Genomic DNA, 18,581 nt, shown 5'->3' with positions numbered 1-18,581 from the left:
AGCGTGCGCATCGTCGTCACCAACTGCAACACCACGCAGGCGATGACCGAGGAGATCGTACGAGGTGCCCGGGCCGCAGCAGGCCCGGGCACCACCGTGACCGGCCTGACCCCGGAGTGGGGCCCCGAGTCGGCGGAGGGCTGGCTGGACAGCTACCTCTCGGCGGCGGCCGTCATGGACCTCCTCCGGACGTACGAGGGCCCTGCCTACGACGCCGTCGTCATGGCCGGCTTCGGGGAGCACGGGCGGGAAGGCGTCCGGGAGTTGGTGGACGTACCGGTCGTCGACATCACCGAGGCGGCCGCCCACCTGGCCTGCCTGCTCGGCCGACGCTACGGCGTCGTCACTACGCTGGAACGCTCCTGCGGGCAGATCGAGGACAGCCTGGAGCTGGCGGGGGTCGGCCGGAACTGCGCGGCGGTGGTGGGGACGGGGCTGAGCGTCCTCGACCTGGGCGGCGACGAGGCCCGCACGGAGGCGGCGTTCCTCGCGGCGGCGGAACGGGTGTGTGCGGCCGGGGCGGAGGTGTTGGTGCTGGGGTGTGCCGGGATGACGGGGTTGCAGCGGGTGGTGGGGGAGAAGCTGGGGTTGCCTGTGGTGGACGGGGTGGGGGCGGGGGTGAAGTTGGCCGAGTCGTTGGTGGGGTTGGGGTTGAGGACGAGTCGGGTGGGGAGTTTTGGTCGACCGGTGGTGAAGAGGAGGGGGTGGGGGCGCTGAGGGGGTGGGGGTGCTGAGGGGGTGGGGGTGCGGTCCGGGTTGCTGGGTTGAGTTCGGAGTGCGGGTGCGTGGGGGTTGCTCGCGCAGTTCCCCGCGCCCCTGAAAAGCGGCTCAGTTGGGCCGAGTCTCAGGGGTACGGGTTGGTTGGGGCCATGCTCTAAAGGGGCCCGAGGTAGTGGCTTTTCAGGAGCGCGGCGAACTGCGCGACCAGCCACGCCGACGGAGCAGTCGCACGGGCGGGGCGGCGGCATTTAGGGGCGCGGGGAACTGTGCGATCAACCACGACGGCGCAGCAGTCGCACGGGCGCGTGCAGTGGCTTTTAGGGGCGCGGGGAACTGCGCGACCGGCCACGACGGCGCGGCAGTCGCACGGGCGCGTGCAGTGGCTTTTAGGGGCGCGGGGAACTGCGCGACCAGCCACGACGGCGCGGCACCCGCGAAACGACAGATCCCGGTACCCCCTACCGCGCCGCTCCCCCCCCGCCGCACCACACCCCCGTCGGGGTGATCTTCCCCCGCCCTGCCAAGTCACGCACCGGGTCAGTCTCCAGCGCCCCGCAAACTCCGGGAGGAACAAGTCGCCGCCCGGTTACCCCCTCGCGGCAAGAACGGAGGCACCTTGCCCACCCCGGTACGTCGAGCCCTCCTCGCCACCCTCCTCGCAGGACTCTGCTGCGCCGGGGCGACCCGTGACGTACCGGAACCGTTCTGGACCGCCCCCGACTCCCGAGCCGCACAGCAGGCGGCGACATGGCGAGGGGCCGGCCGAACAGCCGACGCCGCGTTGATGGACCGCATCGCCGCCAGACCCGAAGCCGAGTGGCTCAACGGCCCCAACCCCGGCCCACTCGTCCGCGCCCGCACCACCGCCGCCACCCAGGCCGGCCGCACCGCCGTACTCGTCGCGTACTACATCCCGAACCGGGACTGCGGCCAGTACTCCCTGGGCGGCGCCCCCACCGCGGCCGCCTACCGCACCTGGATCGACGAGTTCGCGACCGCCCTCGGCGACCGGGGCGCCTACGTGATCGTCGAACCGGACGCGGTCGCCCAGGTGGTCGCGGGGTGCACCCGGGTCACCGCGAGCGAACGCTACGCACTGCTCGCCTACGCCGTGGACCACCTCAAACGCCAACCGCACACGCACGTCTACGTCGACGCGGGCAACTCCAGCTGGATCCCCGAGGCCTGGCGACTGGTCGCCGCGCTCAAGGCGTCCGGGGTCGACCGAGCCGACGGCGTAGCCCTGAACGTCTCCAACTACCAGACGAACCAGGCGAGTTCGACGTACGGCGACCAACTCTCCAAAGACCTCGCCGGCAAGCACTACGTCATCGACACCAGCCGCAACGGCAACGGCCCCTACGCCGGCACCGACGCCTGGTGCAATCCCCCCGGCCGCGCCCTCGGCACCCCGCCGACCACCCGCACGGACAACCCCCTCCTCGACGCCTACCTGTGGATCAAACGCCCCGGCGAGTCCGACGGCACCTGCCGAGGCGGCCCGGCCGCAGGCCAGTGGTGGCCCTCGAACGCCCTAGAACTGGCCCGCAACGCCCGCCCCTGACCCATGACTTGGCGACCCGGTGACCGGGTGACCGGGCGGCTTACGGCTTGGGCTCCCACACGTACCGCACATCCGGCTCCCGCTCCTCGTTGCCGCTCCCGTCCGTGAACTCGACGGCGACGAAGCCGTGCCGTTCGTAGAACCGGTGCGCGGGCTTGTTCACCTGGAACGTCCACAGCTCCAGGCCCCCCGGACTCCGCTCCTTCGCCAGCTCGACGAACCGGTCCCCGAGCCCCCGCCCGCGCCAGTCCGGTTCGAGATACAGCTGCGACAACTCGTCCCCGTTGATCACCATCAGCCCCACGACCCCACCGCCGTCGTCCCCCGCATCGGCCACCCAGATCTCCCGCAACGGCACGACGACGTCCCGGAAGTAGTCCCGCACGTCATCGGCGGACCGCGGACTGACGACGGTCGGCAGCGCGGCGGCGAACGAACGCAGCCACACATCGGCGGCGGGCCGCGCATCGGGTGCGGTGGCCCGCCGCAGCGTGACGGCGGCCTCGGAGCCGGGATTCACGACTGAGACACCTCTTCCTCTGCCGGCGCTTCTTCCGGCACGACGGCCGTCGCCGTGATCTCCACGAGCTGCCCGGTGTACCCGAGACAGGCCACGCCGACGAGCGTGGACGAATGCGGCCCCGCACTGAGCCCGGACGCCTCGACCACCTCCCACACGGCGGACAATACCGAGGGCTCGCTACTCACGACGTACACGTCCGTAGCGACGACATGCCCCAAGTCGCTCCCGACCGCGCGCAGTTGCTCCCCGAGATTCACCACCACCTGCTCGGCCTGCCGCACCGCGTCCCCCACCCCGACCACCTTGCCCTCGCCGTCGAGCGGCACCGCCCCGGCGAGAAAGGCGAGCTTCGTACCGGCTTCGACGACGGTCGCGTGGGAGTAGGTGGGCGGCGGGAAGAGGGTGGGGACGGTGACGCGTTCGAGCACGGGGTCTCCCAGGAATCGGTCGATCGGTCACCGGAGGCCGATAGTCGGCGGTCGGCCGTCGGTGGTCGGCGCAGTGCGGGCGTCAGCCGATCACATGCACGAGGCGCCCGCATCCGAATTTCCGCCGGACAGTCGCCGTTCGCACTCCTGCGCAAGGAGCGGGTACGCCTCGGTGATGGCCGCGTAGACCCGCCGCCGGAGCAACTCCTCCGCCGCGACCCACCCCGCACCCCCGTGCAGCCCGTTCAGCAACTCGTCGTGGCGGGCCAGTCGGTGCAGCAGATAGTCGACCTTCCACCGGTCGGGCACGTCGGCGACATCGGCACTCCCACCCCTGACGGCGGCGCCATCCGGCAGCGTCCCCCGCCGCTCGTACGCCCGCTCCCCGTCCCGTCGATCGCGGTGCTCAACCGCAAGCGCCGCCAACTTCTGCGGAGCCAACCGCGGTACGTCGATCGGCTCCGCCGCGATCCGCGCCAGCACCTCCCGCCGCCTGCGCCGAGCGGCGACCCGCGCCGCGGCCGACCTCCGCGCGGCAGCCGCCGCAACGGCCCGGAATTCCTCACTCCGCTCAGCGGCCTCGACCCGCTCGACGCAGTACAGGCGGATTCGCGGAGCTGCTCGGAAGTGCGGATTGACCCGCAACAGGTCAGGTTCACCGAGCAGTTGACGCACCATCCCGACGGTCCATCCCCGCGCGCGCAACCCGGCGGCCGAAAGATGCGTACGAGTGGCATGCGCGTCGCCGCCACCCTCCGCGTCCCGCCCCTGCTCCTGTCCCTGCCCGCTCTCATTCGTCTCGTGCGCCGCCATCGACCGCTCCCCCGTGGTGACCCTCAGTGACCACTCCAGTGAAGCGCGCGCCACTGACAATCGGCCCGCCGCCGGGCGTTGGCTCGGCACCGCCGGGGGAGTGGGTGACGAACGCGAAGCGGTTTTTGGAGCGGCGTGCGGTTGCCGACGTGGGAGTGCTGTTCTCAGCGTTGCGTTCATAAAGAAAGCGCGCTTCCGGTCAACCTTCACATCCCCGAAATGCGCACGGCCCGTTCCGCACAAGGTCGGGAACTACCGTGGACACCACGGCTACCGCCCCGGCCACCGTCGCCCGAAGGCACACCCCGCCCTCGTCAAGACAGGAGCCCTGTGTCCCGTCGTACCGACGCGTTCTCGCTTCCGCCCTGGCTCGCCCACACGCTCCGTGCCCAGCGCGGGCCGGTCCCCTGGAGCGCGGTCACACGAGGGGCGCTGGCCGCCGGGCCGCTGCTGATGGTCGCCGTGCTCGTCGGGCGTACGTCACTCGGAGTGCTGGCCGCGCTCGGGGCGATGCTCGCCGGGATCAACGACCGGCCCGGGAGCCGGCGGGCCTCCGTCAAGCGACTCGGGGGCCCCGCGCTGGCCGGAGCCGCCGGGCTACTGATCGGGACGTACACCGGCGCGCATGTCGGGGCCGTCGCGCTGACGCTTCTGTTCACCGGGATCGGCCTGGTCGCCGGTGGGTTCAGTGCCATCGGGCCCGTCGCTTCCGGTGCCGGTACGCAATTGCTTGTCGCCTCCGCCATCGGCGCCGGGATGCCCCTGCCCGAACCGGGGTGGGAGCGGGCCCTCGCCTTTCTCGCCGGGGCCGCCTGGCTGGTCCTGCTGCGGCTGGCGCTGCCCACGCCCGGGGCCATCGCCGGTGACTACCGGTTCGACGGCGAGCGGCACGCCGTAGCCGCCGTGTACGACGCGATCGCCGCGCTGCTCGACGCCAGTGGCGGGGCGGAGGCGACGGGGCGCCGCGCCGCGCTGACCGCCGCGCTCGATCACGCGCAGGACGCGCTCGCCGGGCCGCGGCTGCGGCGGTACGCCAGTTCGGCGGCCGAGCGGCGGCTGCACGGGCAGTACGCCGCGGCCCTGCCGCTCGCCGAGGCCGCGACCGCGATCGCCTGGGCGGGGGAGGCGGTGTCGGCACGGGCGGGTGAAGGGCCGCGTCGGCTCGCCGCCGCCGTGCGTGACAACGCGGCCACCGGGCCGCTGCCCGCGCCCAACCGTTCCGCGCCCGCGCTGCGCGCCCTCGACGACGCGCTGCTGCAGGCCGCCGATGCCTTCGACCAGGCGGAGGGGAGCGAATCGAGTCTGCACACGCGTCGGCGTACGCCAACTGATCTGCTCCGCAAGGCCTTTGGGGCCGGGGGGCGGGAGTACGGCGTGCGGGTCGCGCTCTGTTTCGGGGCCAGTGTCGCCGTCGCGCAGGCACTGCACCAAGCCCGCTGGTACGGGCAGCACGAGCACTGGTACTGGCTGCCCGCCACCGCTGTCTTCCTCGTCAAGCCCGACCTCGGGCCGCTCGCCTCCCGGGCGCTGAGCCGGGCGGCGGGGACCGTGTTGGGTGCGCTTCTCTTTGCCGGGTTCGCCGCCGTGCTGCCCCGGCCCGAGGGGCTTGTCGCGCTCGTGGCGCTCAGTGGTGCGCTCATTCCCGTCGCCACCCGGCACTTCGCCGCGCAGACCGCCGTCGTCACCGTTCTCGTGCTCTCCCTCGTGATGGTGGGCGGGGAGCCGCAGGCCTCCGCCGGCCGGATCGGGGAGACGCTGCTGGCCTGCGCGATCGTGCTGATCGTCGGGCATCTGCCGATGCCGGGGGAGCGCGGCGGGGGCGTACGCGCCCGGCTCGCCGCCGCGGGCGCCGCCGCGCACGCCTACCTCGTGCACGTCCTCAACGAGTCCGACGACCGTGCCGAGCGCTGGACCCTCCGCCGAGAGGCCTACCGCACGCTCGCCGAGGCCCGCCGCGCCATCGCCGTCTCGGCCGCCGAACTCCCCGCCCTCGCCCGGCACACCGAGGGCACCGACGAGGTCGCGGCCGTCCTCGAACGGCTCGTGGACACGACCACCGCCTGCGCCGTCCATCTCGACGACACGGGGCGGCTCACGTCCCGCCACATCCAGCAACTCACCGAGCTGCTGGAGGAGTTCGAGCGGGGACGGGGGCGCGTCGGGCTGCGTGCCATCGAACTGACCATCGCCGTCTAGGCACTTGGACCGACCCCGTCAGTTCATCCGCACCCACACCGGCGCGTGATCCGACCCCGGCGCCTCCCGCCGCTCCGCGGGATCCGGCCCCACCGACGGCAGTTGAGGCGCACTCTCACCCGGCAGTCCCGTCCCCGCCGCCGTCACCCGGTGGACCAGGTGCTGGCTGAGCAGGATGTGGTCGATCAGCTCGCGGCGCCCGGAGTTGATCCGGGAGTAGCGCTGGTCGGCCGGGATGAGCGGGGCCACGTCCCACAGGCGGACCGCGTCGCCCTGGTCGGCCCGGTCGTAGCCCGGCGTGCCGATCTCCGAACCGGGCGGGCCGAGCAGGATCTGGGTGGTCGCGGCCTGCACCTCGTCGTTCATGTCGCCGAGCACGGCCACGTCCCGGGTACGGCCCTCACCGGCGAGCAGTTCGTCGGCCAGCGCGCGCAGGGTCGTCGCCTCGGCGGCCCTGCGGTAGAGGGCGTAGGCGCCGTAGCGGGCGCGTTCGCCCTCGTCGTGCGGGAAGAAACGGTCGCCGGGGTAGGTCAGCAGCTTCGACTTGAGATGGGCGACGGCCACCGTCAGTGGGCCGGTCGCCGTCGTGACCTCCACCGCCAGGAAACCCCGGCCCGCGTTCGGTTCCTCGGCGCCCGAGTCGTCCGACTGCACCGGGCGCAGGTGAGCCGGGAACGTGTTCGTGTCGGCGACGACCCGCGGTTCCGTACGGCTGAGGAAGCCGACGCGGATGCCCCGGACGTCCGGATGCGCGGAGGTGGCGGTGTGCCATTCGCCGTCCAGCATCCCGGCGAGGTCGTCGAGCGCCGCCGGGTCGCCGACCTCCTGGACGCCGAGCAGCACCGGGTCCAGTTCCGTGATCACGGCGGCGAGGGAGGCGAGCTTCGTCTCGTAGGTGGCCTTGTCCTTGGGTCCGGACGGGCCGCCGGGACGGAACAGGTTCTCCAGATTCCAGGTGCCGAGGAGCATGCGGGGCCCCTTCCATAAGCCTTGGTCGTGAAGCCTTGGTCGTGTGCCAGAAGCCTTGGTGGTGAGGCAAGCGTGCTGGTCCGGGGCGGCGAGCGACAGCGCAACACCGGGATGCGCGGTTCGGCTCACGCGGGGCGATGACCACGTCGTACGTTGGGAGAGTGAGCCACTCTCCCGCAGATCTGCTGATCACCGGCTGCACCGTCCTCGTCCACGACGACCAGGAACGCATCCGCTTCGAGCAGGACGCCGCGATCGTCGTACGGGACGGGCGCGTCGAGTCGGTGACAAGCGCGGCGCACGTGACGGACGTGGTTGGCCTCGCCGCCGTCGAACGCATCGACGCGCGCGGCCAGGTCGCCCTGCCGGGGCTGATCAACTGCCACACCCACGCCCCGATGGTCGCGTTGCGCGGGCTCGCCGAGGACCTGCCCACGGAGGAGTGGTTCAACGACGTCGTGTGGCCCGTCGAGTCCAACCTCACTGAAAAAGACGTGGAGTTGGGGGCGCGGCTCGCCTGCGCCGAGATGATCCGCGCCGGGGTCACCTGCTTCGCCGACCACTACTTCTCCATGGACACGGTGGCGGCCGTCGTCGCCGAGTGCGGGATCCGCGCGCATCTCGGCGAGACCTACTTCTCCTCCCAGGGTCCTCAAGGCCGGGAGAAATCACTGGAGTTCGCGCTACGGCACCGGGGCACCGCCGACAGCCGCATCACCACCGCCCTCGCCCCGCACGCCCCCTACACGGTGACCGACGCCGACCTCGCCGCCACCGCCCGACTCGCCCTGGAACACGGCCTCCCCGTCCACCTCCACGCCGCCGAGAACCGCGACCAGACCGACACCAGCCTCTCCCGCCACGGCGTCACCCCCATCGAAGTCCTCGACCGCGCGGGCCTGTTGGACACCGACCTGCTCATCGCCCACGGCACCGGCATCATCGACCGCGACCTCCCCGTCCTGGAGCGCGCGAGCGGCCGTACGGCAGTGGCCACCGCGCCCCGGGGATACCTCAAGTTCGCCTGGCCGGACACCACTCCGATCCGCGCCCTGCGTGCCATCGGCGTACCGGTCGGACTCGCCACGGACGGTGCCGCCTCCAACAACTCCCTCGATGTGTGGGAGTCGATGGCGCTCACGTCGCTGATCCAGAAGTCCGCCGAGGGCGACCCGCGGTGGCTGACGTCCCGTCAAGCGCTGCACCACGCAACGCTCCAGAGTGCGCGGGCGGTCGGACTGGGTGACTCGATCGGGTCCATCGCGCCGGGTCGCCGGGCCGACATCGTCCTCGTCGATCTCACCGGGCCGCACACCCAGCCCGTCCACGATCTCGCGGCCACCCTCGTGCACAGCGCCCGTTCCGCCGACGTGCGCACCACGATCGTCGACGGCCGGGTTCTCATGCGCGACCGCGAGCTGCTCACGCTCGATGTGCCCGCTGTCGTACGGGAGTTGGGGGAGCGACTGCCCGCCCTCGTGGACCGGAGCCACGGTCGGCGGATCCAGGAATACGACACCTGAGCCGCGCCTCTACGCTGGGCGCATGGATCTCGCGGACGGCCTTCTCGACCACCCGTACGACGTGTACCGGCGCCTGCGCGACAGCGCCCCCGTGCATCGCATCGCCGGCCCCGACGGCACCCCCGCGTGGCTCGTCACCCGGTACGACGACGTGCGGGCGGCGCTGGCCGATCCGCGGCTCTCGCTGGACAAGAGGCATGCCACGGCCGGGACTTACAAGGGGTTCTCGCTGCCGCCCGCGCTCGACGCGAACCTCCTCAACATGGACCCGCCGGACCACACCCGCATCCGGCGCCTGGTCGGCCGCGCGTTCACCCCGCGCCGAACGGAGCAGCTCCGTAAGCCCATTCGGCGCACCGCCGACCAACTCCTCGACGCGCTCGGGGAGAAGGGCGACACCGACCTCATCGCCTCCTACGCGGCGCCCCTGCCCATCACCGTCATCTGCGACCTGCTCGGCGTGCCCGCCGGTCACCGCCGGGACTTCCGGGTGTGGACCGACACCCTCGTCGCGCCCGCCCCGGGGACACCGCCCGGGGCCGGCAAGCACGCGGTCGTCGCGATGCTCGGCTTCTTCACCCAACTCCTCGCCGACAAACGGGAAGAGCCCGGCGACGATCTTCTCTCCGACCTGATCGCCGTGCGCGACGAAGGGGACCGGCTCAGCGAGGACGAGCTGATGTCCCTCGCCTTCCTCATCCTCTTCGCCGGGTACGAGAACACCGTCCAGCTCATCGGCAACGCCGTGCTCGCCCTGCTGCAACACCCCGAGCAGTTGGCCGCGTTGCGCGCGGACCCAGGCCGACTCCCGGCCGCCGTAGAGGAGTTCCTGCGGTACGAAGGGCCCGCGCTGCTCGCCATCCGGCGTTTCCCGGTCGAGGACGTCACCATCGGCGGGGTCACCATTCCCGCCGGGGAGACGGTCTGGGTGTCCGCGTCCGCCGCGAACCGTGATCCGGACCGGTTCGCCGAGCCCGACCGGCTCGACCTCTCCCGTGACACCTCCGGGCATCTCGCGCTCGGGCACGGCATCCACTACTGCCTGGGCGCACCGCTGGCCCGTGCCGAGACGGAGATCGCGCTGGCCGCGCTGCTGGAGCGGTTCCCGCGGCTGGAGTTGGGGGTGGAGGAGGGCGAGGTGCGGTGGCGGCCTTCGCTGCGCGCCCGGGGACTGCTCGCGCTGCCGGTGACGTACGCGACGAAGTCCCTCTGACCATCTCCCGACCCTCTGAACGTCCCCCGACCCGCTGAACATCCCCGGCCCTCTGAAGATCTCTCCGAGAAACTTTCCGACGCGGCGATGAGTTCCGGTCCTCCCTCCGGTCCACCCCTCAACGGACCGTTGTCACAGGAGGGCCCCCATGTCGCTTCCGGAGATCGTCTCGCGTGCGCAGTGGCGCGCTGCGCGCGAGGAACTGCTGGTCAAGGAGAAGGCGGCCACGCGCGCGCGGGACGCGCTCAACGCCGAGCGGCGCGGGCTGCCCATGGTGGAGATCGACAAGGAGTACCTCTTCGAGGGCGGCGACGGGAAGGCCACGCTGCTCGACCTCTTCGAGGGGCGCGGCCAACTCGTCGTCTACCACTTCATGTTCGCGCCCGAGTGGGACGCGGGCTGCCGCAGCTGCTCGGCGTTCCTCGACCAGATCGGGCATCTCGCCCATCTGAAGGCGCGCGGCACGACGTTCGCCGCCGTGTCGAGGGCGCCGTACACGAAGATCCTGCCGTTCAAGGCGCGGATGGGGTGGACGCTGCCCTGGTACTCGTCCTTCGGCGGGGACTTCAACTGGGACTTCGAGGTCACGTTCGTCGGAGACGGGGAACCCGTCGAGCGGCCGGGCGTCAGCTGCTTCCTGCGGGACCGCGACCGGGTGTTCCACACCTACTCGGCCTATGAGCGCGGGCTCGACGGGCTCGGCTCGACCACCACCTTCCTGGATCTGACCGCACTGGGGCGGCAGGAGGAGTGGGAGGAGCCCAAGGGGCGCGCGTCGGCGCTCGGGGCGCCCGCCGGCAGCGCACGCGTGCTTTATCACGACGAGTACGAGGACTGATACGGAAAGTGCGGAGAAAGTACGCGGCCGGGTGTCGACTATGTCTCAGTACCGTCACTTCGCGAGCCGTTCACCGTACTGTCGGCGTTTAACTCCATGAGGCTTCATGACGGTCTCCTTGACGAGGCTTCACGAAGCTCTGCGAGTTCAGCACGACAGGGAGGTAATGGGTGAACGGGCGAACGGTGCTTGAGAGCTTTCCCGCCGGCGGGCCGCGTGGCTCGTGGCCGGCGGAGGAGTTCGCGCAGGCGCGCCGTCTGGAGGGCCTGCACGCTGAGGTCGTCATGGACATCGCGACCGACGCGTTCCTGGTCATCGTGCGCAGCGGCGACGTCGTGGACGTCGCCGCCTGAGAGGTCAGCCCGCCTTCGGGGCGGGCACCTTCACCGTGAACTGGTCCGCCTGGAGCGCGTACAGCTCCGCGTACACCCCGCCGCTCGCGAGCAGCTCGTCGGGCGTCCCGGACTCCACCAGCCGCCCCTGATCCAGGACATGGACCAGATCCGCGTGGCGTACGGACGCCAGCCGGTGCGTGATCAGCACGACCGTCTGCCCGGTGCCGGCCAGCGCGCGGATCTTCTCGAAGACCTCCAGCTCGGCCTGGGCGTCGAGGGCCGCCGTCGGCTCGTCCACGATCAGGATGCGGCCCCTGCGGTACGCGGCCCGCGCGATTCCGAGCCGCTGCCACTGACCGCCCGACAGCTCGTGCCCGCCGCTGAAGTTCCGGGCCAGCAGCGTGTCCAGACCGCGCGGCAGATCCGCGACCACGTCCTGCGCACCGGCCTCGGCGACCGCGTCGGCCACCCGCTCGTCGGTGAGCGGCGCCGCTGACCGTCCGACGGCCACGTTGACGCGGGCGGTGAACGGCCAGCGCTTGAAGTTCTGCGCCACCATCGCGATCCGGTCGGCCAGTTGCTGCCGGTCGGCGCCCGCCGCGTCGACGCCGTCCCACAGGATCCGGCCCCGGTCCGGCTGGTACAGCCCGGCCAGCAGCTTCACCAGGGTCGTCTTGCCGGAGCCGTTCTCACCGACCAGCGCGATGATCCGGCCGAGCGGCAGGGCTAGGGAGACGTCGTCGAGCGCGGGGTGGGTGGCCTCGCCCGGATAGCTGAACGTGACGTTCTCGAAGCGGATCTCCCCCGGCTCCTCGGGCAGCGCCGCTCCGCCGACCGGGATCGCCCACCCGGTCGCCTCCTCGTACAGCTTCTGCAGATCGCCCACGAACAGGGCCTCCTCGTGCAGCTGGTTCACCGCCAGCACGAGCGTGTCGAGGCTCGCGGAACCGGTGCGGATCGCGATCACCGCCGTACCCGCCACCGAGAGCGCCATCGCCCCGGACAGCAGCAGCCCGCCCAGCGTCGCGTACGTCGCCGCCGTCGCGAGGCCCGTCCAGGTCGCCGCGATCAGCCCGGTGCGGGCCGTGAGCCGGGCCAGCCGGGCCTGTTCCGCCTCCGCGCTCTCCGACATCTCGTGGAAGTGGTGCAGCAGGAACGGCCCGACGCCGTGCACGCGGATCTCCGGGGCCGCCTCCGGCTCGGTGAGCAGTGAACCGATGAGGCGGCCGGCGCGGACGTGCTGCACCCAGGTGTGGAACGACTCGTAGTGGCGCCGCGCGTTCGTCAGCGCGCCCCACGCGCTCGGCAGCGTCATCGTCGCCAGCAGCGGGAGCAGCGCCGGGTGCAGCACGGTGAGTACGCTCGCCGCCGCGATCAGCGAGATCAGCGCGTTCATGACGTTCGTCGCGTACGAGATCATGCGGCGGGCCGACATGGCGCCGTACTGCGCGGTGTCCAGCAGCTTGTGGAACGCGTGGTCCTCGATCGCGGCCAGCTCCACGGCCGCCGCCCGCTCCAGATACAGCTCGGTGGCGACGCGTTCCACCTTCGGTTCGAGCCGCCCGGTCGCGTACGTCGACGCGGCTCGCAGCAGCGCGCCCACCAGCATCACGGCGGCCATCGTGATCAGCGCGGGGACGGCACCGCGCAGCCGGTCCGCGATGGCGCCGCCGGTGATCAGCCGCCCCAGCACGCTGTTGACCGCGAGCAGACTCACCGCCTGCGTGGCACCCCGGCACGCCTCGGCGCCCAGCACGACCCGCGCGGCCCGTGGATCGGCCTGCCACGCCAGCCGGAAACTCGACCGCAGCATCGCCGGCAACCGCGTCACCATCGACCGGAAGCTCAGCTCCAGAAACGCGTCATTGTGCTGACTCCACCCCGTGTCATACCGCAAGGGCCCACCAAAGAGCAGCCGCTCCGAAGCGGACGCCTCCCCCGGCCCCGACTCCCCCTGCCCCTTGCTCCCCACCGCCGACCTCCCCCGATCGTGGACGAACGGCCACTATCGCGGGGTGGGGCGGTTGCGGGGGAGAGCGCGGGAGGGAGGGACGGAGACGCGCGGGCGTACGCCGGGAAGCCGGAGCGGCAGCGCCGTACCGATATGCGGCTCCGCCGCGCGGACGGGTGCGGGGAGGGGCGGCGCCCGTCGAAAACGAGGCGGGGCTGTGTCGGTGTGTGGCTGTGCCGCGTGGGTGGTGCGGGGAGGGGCGGCGCTCGTCGAAAGCGAGGCGGGGCTGTGTCGGTGTGTGGCTGTGTCGCGGGGTTGGGTGCGGGGAGGGGCGCCGCCTGTCGAATACGAGGCGGGGCAGTGTCGGTGTGTGGCTGTGCCGCGCGGATGGGCGCGGGGAGGGGCGGCGCTCGTCGAGAGCAGGGCGGGACCCTGTCGATGTGCGGCGCGGACGCACAGGCGCACCGGGAAGACGCCCACTTGGCCCGACGGCCGGGCGCATCGCGCCCAAAAGGGGCGCGGGGAACTGCGCGACCAGCCCCCACCGGGCCCGCAGACAAAAACGATCCACCCCGGGGAACTACGCGAGCAGCCCTACTGGCTCGCAGACAAAACCGCCCACTCCGGGGAACTGCGCGACCAGCCCCCACCGGGCCCGCAGACAAAAACCATCCACCCCGGGGAACTACGCGAGCAGCCCCACCGGCCCGCAGACAAAACCGCCCACTCCGGGGAACTGCGCGACCAGCCCCCACCGGGCCCGCAGACAAAAACGATCCACCCCGGGAAACTGTGCGACCAACCCACCGGCCCGCAGACAAAACCGCCCACCCCGAGGAACCACGCGACCAGCCCCACCGAACCCGCAGAAAAATCCGCTCAACCCGCGGAGCGCTACGCGCTGATGGGCCGCGACCAAGAAGGAGTAGTCCCCGTAACCCGACAAACCGCCAGGTACAACGGAATCGGCGGCGTATACGGCAGCTTCCCGTCCGGCCTGTGAATGAGACCCGGCGCGCGAGGCGAGTCCGGAACCAGCGCCCCCGTCGTGTACCGCGCCGGCGCAGGCCAGTCCAGCGCGTAATCCGAGTCGGACGGAACGATCCACCACCAGTGCGCCTCGTCGGCGTAGACACAGCCGACGCGCGGCAGCCGGGGCAGAACCAGCGGTCCGAAACGCGCGGGCACCGCCACCGCGTCGCAGCCGAGCGGAGCCGTCATGCCCTCGGGAACGGCCAGACGGCGCGGCGCACCGGGCCCGTGCAGCGCACGCCCCAGACGGACCAGCGTGTCGATACTGAGCACCTGGCCGGGACGAGACCCGCCGCTCACACCCATTCGACCCCCGTACCGAAGTCCCCGAGTCCACCGGTTTCCCTGAACCCGCCGGTGTCCCTGAACCCGCCGGAATCCGCGAACCCACCGGATTCCCCGTTCTCCGCGGAGTCCGGGAGGTCGCCGGCGTCCTGGTGTCCCCGGCCCCTGAAGAGACCCGTGGTCTCCTGACCGAGGCCCCCGAAGTGGCCCGCGCCCTCCCGGCCCCGCGTACCGGAGCCGGCCCCACCACGAGCAGGGCCGCCTCCGGTTTCGTGCTCCCGGCCCCCGAAGCCGCCGAGATCCGGATTTCCGAAGTCGCCGGCACCCCCATGCCCGCTGCCGGAGGCACCCCCATGCCCCCGCCCCGGAAATACGCCCAGATCCTCGAAGGCCCCGAAGTGTGCCGTCGCCTCGTCCTCGTCGCCCGAACCGCCCGACGGACCCGGCTTGGGTCGTGCGCCCCAACCCAGGTCGTTGAGCGGTACGGAACTGTCGTGGACGGGGGCCGGGTGGTGGCCCTGCGCCGGGTCCGCCTGCCGCGGCAGGTCGGCCCAGACCAGCAGGCCGGGTCCGTGTTCCTGGGCGCCCCAGGCCCGGCAGAGCCCGTCGATGAGAAGCAGTCCCCTCCCGTGCTCCTCATCCGGCCGCTGCGGCGACGGGCGAGGCTCACCGGGAGCACAGCCCTCGTCACGGACGGCTATCCGCACCAGGTCGTCGCCATCGTGCAGCTCGCAGACTATGTGGCTGCTCGCGGTGTGCACGATCGCGTTGGTGACCAGCTCGGAGACGACCAGTACCGCCGTGTCGCAGGTGTCCTCGCAGACGGACCAGCCGGACAGCCGGGCCCGTGTCAGGCGTCTCGCCTGGGCAGGGGAACCCGGATGTGCGGCCAGCTCGAACCGGAACCGGCGCTCGGCAGCGGCGCCACCAGGGACGGCTCCCGCGGCGGCACCGAGACCGAGGCGGCCTGCGGCGGCGTCTGTTCCTAAGGGCGCGGACGGAATCACGCTTGCCACTATCGCCCCGCCGTGAACACTTGGCAAGTGTCACTATGAAAAATGCAGAGTGCCGTATGACGGTCTGGACGGTCGTGGCACACTGCTCGCAACAGAAAGTCGCGCGGCGCCAGTTGGGATCTCCGGAGGTCTGTCCCGATCTTCGAATGAGTCTTCGAATGGCGCCGCAGGCCTGTCAGGATTCGGTTCGCCGGGATCGGTACGTCGGGCCGGGATCGGTTCGTAGGTCCGTGAGAACCCTCTCGACGGACTGTACGGACGCATGCGCTGTCAGTACTCAAGCCATTGCTCGGCACTCAAGTCAGTACCCGGTACCCAGCTGTCAGGACTCATCACTCATTCGTGACTCATTCGTGGAGGTGGAGCGTGAGCGAGCCGCGGTCCGCACCGACGGTCGGCCAGGTCGTCCTCGGCCGGCGCCTGCTGGACCTGCGGGAACGAGCGGGACTCAAGCGCGAGGAGGCCGCCCGCGTCCTCCGCGTCGCCCCCGCCACGGTCCGCCGCATGGAGATGGCGGAGGTCTCCCTCAAGATCCCCTACCTCCAGCTCCTCCTGAAGTCCTACGGCGTCTCCGACGAGGAGGCCGAGGCCTTCGTCCAACTCGCCGAGGATGCGAACCGGCCCGGCTGGTGGCAGCGCTTCCACGACATCCTGCCCGGCTGGTTCTCGATGCACGTCAGCCTGGAGGGCGCGGCCGCGCTCATCAGGTCGTACGAACCGCACTTCGTGCCCGGATTGCTGCAGACCGAGGACTACGCGCGCGGAGTGCTGAAGTCCGGTGCCATCGGCCAGACCGAGCCCGACGACATCGAGCGCCACGTCGACCTGCGCATGCAGCGCCAGGGCCTGCTCACCCGTCCCGACGCGCCCCGCTTCTGGGTCGTCATGGACGAGACCGTCCTGCGCCGCCCGGTCGGCGGCCCCGAGGTCATGCGTGCCCAGATCGACAAACTGCTCGACGCCACGAAGCTGCCCAACGTGACCCTGCAGGTCGCCCCGTTCTCCTCGGGGCCGCACCCGGGCACGTACGGGCCCTTCGTGCTGTTCCGATTTGCCATGTCAGAACTGCCGGACATGGTCTACAGCGAGTACCTGACCGGCGCCGTCTATCTGGACTCGCGCGAAGAGGTGGGAACCCACCTTGAGGTCATGGACCGCATGGCGGCACAGGCCGCTACGGCACATCGCACGAAGGAGATCCTCAAGGATCTCCGCAAGGAGCTGTGAATGGATCGCATCAAGCCGCGTATGAGCGTCTACAACGGTATGCCCGCGCGGGACTTGGGAAGCGAAGGCTGGCACAAGCCGTGGAGCGGCGGCAACGGCGGCAACTGCCTGGAGGCGATGAAGCTCGCCGACGGCCGGATCGCCGTCCGCCAGTCCACCGACCCGGACGGGCCGGCCCTGATCTACACGACCGACGAGATGACGGCCTTCATCGAGGGGGCGAAAGCGGGCGAGGCGGATTTCCTGCTCTCCTGACGGACCTGTGCTGAATGCTTTTTCCTTACCGAACCTCCTTATTTTGGTACTGACTTGATCACATATTGCCGCACCATCCTCTGTACGACCTTATGGAGCACGCCATGACCGTGCGGCCCACCGACAGGCTCGACGAGACCGTCGGGATCGACACCAGCAGACCCCACCCCGCCCGCATGCACGACTGGTACCTCGGCGGCAAGGACAACTACCCCGTCGACGCCGAGATGGGCCGCCAGATGCTCGCCCTCGACCCGAGGGTGCCGGTCATGGCACGTGTCAACCGCGCGTTCGCACACCGGGCCACCCGCTGGCTCACCGAACACGGCGTACGGCAGTTCCTGGACATCGGCACCGGCATCCCGACCGAGCCGAACCTGCACCAGGTCGCGCAGGCCGTCGCGCCCGACGCACGGGTCGTCTACTGCGACAACGACCCGGTCGCGCTGGCTCATTCGGCGGCCCGGCTGCGCGGCACACCCCAGGGTGCGACCGAGTATCTGCTGGCCGACGTGCGTGAGCCGGACGTGATCATCGAGGGCGCTCGGCAGGTCCTCGACCTCACCCGGCCCGTCGCCCTGTCCCTCGTCGCGCTGCTGCACCTCGTCCCCGACGAGGACGGCGCGCACGATCTGGTCCACGGCCTGCTGTCCCAACTCCCCACCGGCAGCTACCTGATGATGACCCACGCCACCGCCGACTTCACCCCGGAGGAGTCGACGGCGGCGGTCGAGCGGCTCACGGCGGCGGGCAGCACCGTGGCCCTCCGCTCCCGCACCGGCTTCGCCCGCTTCTTCGCCGGCCTCGACCTGGTCGAGCCGGGGGTGGCGGTGGTCGACCGGTGGCATCCGGAACTGGGCGCACCGGTACCGGGCCAGGACGACGGCACGATTCCCGGCTACGGGGCGGTGGGCCGCAAGCCCTGAGGCCCTTGACGTGCTGTTTCAGAACCACGACAGCATGCGCCGTGGCGCGTCCACCAGCCGGCTGACGGCGACCACCGGCAACGGCGGTTGCGCCAGCCGGCCCGGGCCCGTACCGAGGCTCAGCGCGTAGTAGACCTGCTCGATCGACGGCGGTCCGACGGCGAGATTCCGCCGGACCGCCCGCGCCGACGACGCCTCCCCGGTCCGCACGAGATACGCCGCCGCCATCGTCCCCGTACGGCCCACCCCCGCACCGCAGTGCACGAACACCGGCCCGCCCGCCGACGCGACGACATCGAGAAACCGCCCCACCTGCGCGGGAGTCGGCGTCTGCCCGTCCCGAATGGGCAGCCGTACGACGTCCAGCCCGGCCCTGCCCGGTTCGGCGAGCTGCGCCGCGCTCAGGTCCTCGGCCCGCAGATCCACGACCGTGGTGAAGCCGAGGCGGGCCAACTCCCGGTAGCCGCCGGGCGAGGGAGCGGCGCCTCGCCACAACTTCCCGTCGGTGTCCACGGGTTGGAAGTGATGAATGCCCTGCACGGTACGGGTCCCCGGAGGCGGCGGGGTCTCCTCGCGCGCCCAGTACGACAACGCGAGGATGCCCAGCGCGCCGGTGGCCCACAGGGCGACATAGCCGAGGGCGACGGCGAGGAGCAGCCTCAACGCGCGTCTGGGCGGGCGGAGTCGGGGCGAGGATGCGAGAACGGTTGCCATGGGCGACCCGGGGTGCTCGGGGACGGGGGCGCCTTGGCATCGTACGTCCGGAT

Annotated in this window: 17 protein-coding genes and 1 pseudogene; 10 read left to right on the top strand and 8 right to left on the bottom strand. The window is 71.4% G+C overall.

Annotation, left to right across the window (positions count from 1 at the left end):
* Positions 1 to 3: 3 nt before the first annotated feature.
* Positions 4 to 717 (top strand): aspartate/glutamate racemase family protein, encoded by a 714-nt coding sequence (locus OG407_RS14780; protein WP_405858311.1) that lies wholly within the window; start codon positions 4 to 6, stop codon positions 715 to 717.
* Positions 718 to 1,336: 619 nt separating this feature from the next.
* Positions 1,337 to 2,284 (top strand): glycoside hydrolase family 6 protein, encoded by a 948-nt coding sequence (locus tag OG407_RS14775; RefSeq protein WP_405858309.1) that lies wholly within the window; start codon positions 1,337 to 1,339, stop codon positions 2,282 to 2,284.
* Positions 2,285 to 2,324: 40 nt separating this feature from the next.
* Here OG407_RS14775 and OG407_RS14770 read toward each other — a convergent pair whose 3' ends face one another.
* The 3 genes from OG407_RS14770 to OG407_RS14760 form a co-directional block, all read right to left on the bottom strand.
* Positions 2,325 to 2,804: a GNAT family N-acetyltransferase gene (locus OG407_RS14770; RefSeq protein ID WP_405858307.1), complete on the bottom strand. Its 480-nt coding sequence runs from the start codon at positions 2,802 to 2,804 to the stop codon at positions 2,325 to 2,327.
* Positions 2,801 to 3,235 (bottom strand): RidA family protein, encoded by a 435-nt coding sequence (locus tag OG407_RS14765; protein ID WP_405858305.1) that lies wholly within the window; start codon positions 3,233 to 3,235, stop codon positions 2,801 to 2,803. Before OG407_RS14765 ends, OG407_RS14770 begins: the two co-directional genes overlap by 4 nt.
* A gap of 90 nt (positions 3,236 to 3,325) precedes the next feature.
* Complete coding sequence (locus tag OG407_RS14760) at positions 3,326 to 4,048, bottom strand: hypothetical protein (protein WP_405858303.1); 723 nt, start codon at positions 4,046 to 4,048, stop codon at positions 3,326 to 3,328.
* A gap of 330 nt (positions 4,049 to 4,378) precedes the next feature.
* On the opposite strand from OG407_RS14760, the gene OG407_RS14755 reads away from it, so the two are divergent.
* Positions 4,379 to 6,244 carry an FUSC family protein gene (locus tag OG407_RS14755; RefSeq protein WP_405858301.1) on the top strand — a complete coding sequence of 622 codons (1,866 nt, stop codon included), beginning with the start codon at positions 4,379 to 4,381 and terminating at the stop codon, positions 6,242 to 6,244.
* Between the two features lie 18 nt (positions 6,245 to 6,262).
* Here the strand turns inward: OG407_RS14755 and OG407_RS14750 are convergent, their stop codons facing one another.
* Positions 6,263 to 7,213 (bottom strand): endonuclease/exonuclease/phosphatase family protein, encoded by a 951-nt coding sequence (locus OG407_RS14750; RefSeq protein WP_405858299.1) that lies wholly within the window; start codon positions 7,211 to 7,213, stop codon positions 6,263 to 6,265.
* Positions 7,214 to 7,350: 137 nt separating this feature from the next.
* Between OG407_RS14750 and OG407_RS14745 the strand changes: the two genes are divergently transcribed.
* From OG407_RS14745 to OG407_RS14730, 4 genes are all read left to right on the top strand, one after another.
* Positions 7,351 to 8,736 (top strand): amidohydrolase, encoded by a 1,386-nt coding sequence (locus tag OG407_RS14745; protein WP_405858297.1) that lies wholly within the window; start codon positions 7,351 to 7,353, stop codon positions 8,734 to 8,736.
* A 22-nt stretch (positions 8,737 to 8,758) separates the two neighbouring features.
* Entirely contained in the window at positions 8,759 to 9,949 is a 1,191-nt protein-coding gene (locus OG407_RS14740; RefSeq protein ID WP_405858295.1) for a cytochrome P450, read from the top strand.
* Positions 9,950 to 10,097: 148 nt separating this feature from the next.
* Positions 10,098 to 10,787 (top strand): DUF899 domain-containing protein, encoded by a 690-nt coding sequence (locus tag OG407_RS14735; RefSeq protein WP_365307596.1) that lies wholly within the window; start codon positions 10,098 to 10,100, stop codon positions 10,785 to 10,787.
* Positions 10,788 to 10,957: 170 nt separating this feature from the next.
* Positions 10,958 to 11,140, top strand: a complete 183-nt coding sequence (locus OG407_RS14730; RefSeq protein ID WP_328684005.1) for a hypothetical protein — start codon at positions 10,958 to 10,960, stop codon at positions 11,138 to 11,140.
* Positions 11,141 to 11,144: 4 nt separating this feature from the next.
* On the opposite strand, the gene OG407_RS14725 is transcribed toward OG407_RS14730, so the two are convergent.
* The 3 genes and pseudogenes from OG407_RS14725 to OG407_RS14715 form a co-directional block, all read right to left on the bottom strand.
* Complete coding sequence (locus OG407_RS14725) at positions 11,145 to 12,956, bottom strand: ABC transporter ATP-binding protein (protein WP_405858292.1); 1,812 nt, start codon at positions 12,954 to 12,956, stop codon at positions 11,145 to 11,147.
* Positions 12,957 to 13,967: 1,011 nt separating this feature from the next.
* Positions 13,968 to 14,411 carry a hypothetical protein gene (locus OG407_RS14720; protein WP_403595605.1) on the bottom strand — a complete coding sequence of 148 codons (444 nt, stop codon included), beginning with the start codon at positions 14,409 to 14,411 and terminating at the stop codon, positions 13,968 to 13,970.
* Positions 14,412 to 14,797: 386 nt separating this feature from the next.
* Positions 14,798 to 15,406 (bottom strand): annotated as a pseudogene (locus OG407_RS14715) (ATP-binding protein); the annotation flags it as partial.
* Positions 15,407 to 15,772: 366 nt separating this feature from the next.
* Between OG407_RS14715 and OG407_RS14710 the strand changes: the two are divergent.
* The 3 genes from OG407_RS14710 to OG407_RS14700 all read left to right on the top strand — a co-directional run bounded on the left by OG407_RS14710 (position 15,773) and on the right by OG407_RS14700 (position 17,814).
* Complete coding sequence (locus OG407_RS14710) at positions 15,773 to 16,633, top strand: helix-turn-helix domain-containing protein (protein ID WP_405858290.1); 861 nt, start codon at positions 15,773 to 15,775, stop codon at positions 16,631 to 16,633.
* Complete coding sequence (locus OG407_RS14705; protein WP_019060458.1) at positions 16,634 to 16,888, top strand: DUF397 domain-containing protein; 255 nt, start codon at positions 16,634 to 16,636, stop codon at positions 16,886 to 16,888.
* Positions 16,889 to 16,992: 104 nt separating this feature from the next.
* A complete protein-coding gene (locus OG407_RS14700; protein WP_405858288.1) occupies positions 16,993 to 17,814 on the top strand; it encodes an SAM-dependent methyltransferase in 822 nt (273 codons plus the stop codon).
* A gap of 18 nt (positions 17,815 to 17,832) precedes the next feature.
* On the opposite strand, the gene OG407_RS14695 is transcribed toward OG407_RS14700, so the two are convergent.
* Entirely contained in the window at positions 17,833 to 18,528 is a 696-nt protein-coding gene (locus tag OG407_RS14695) for a fused DSP-PTPase phosphatase/NAD kinase-like protein (protein WP_405858286.1), read from the bottom strand.
* Between the last annotated feature and the right edge of the window lie 53 nt (positions 18,529 to 18,581).

Source organism: Streptomyces sp. NBC_01515 (assembly GCF_045040345.1).
Lineage (GTDB): Bacteria > Actinomycetota > Actinomycetes > Streptomycetales > Streptomycetaceae > Streptomyces.
This window is presented reverse-complemented; position numbering and strand designations above follow the sequence as displayed.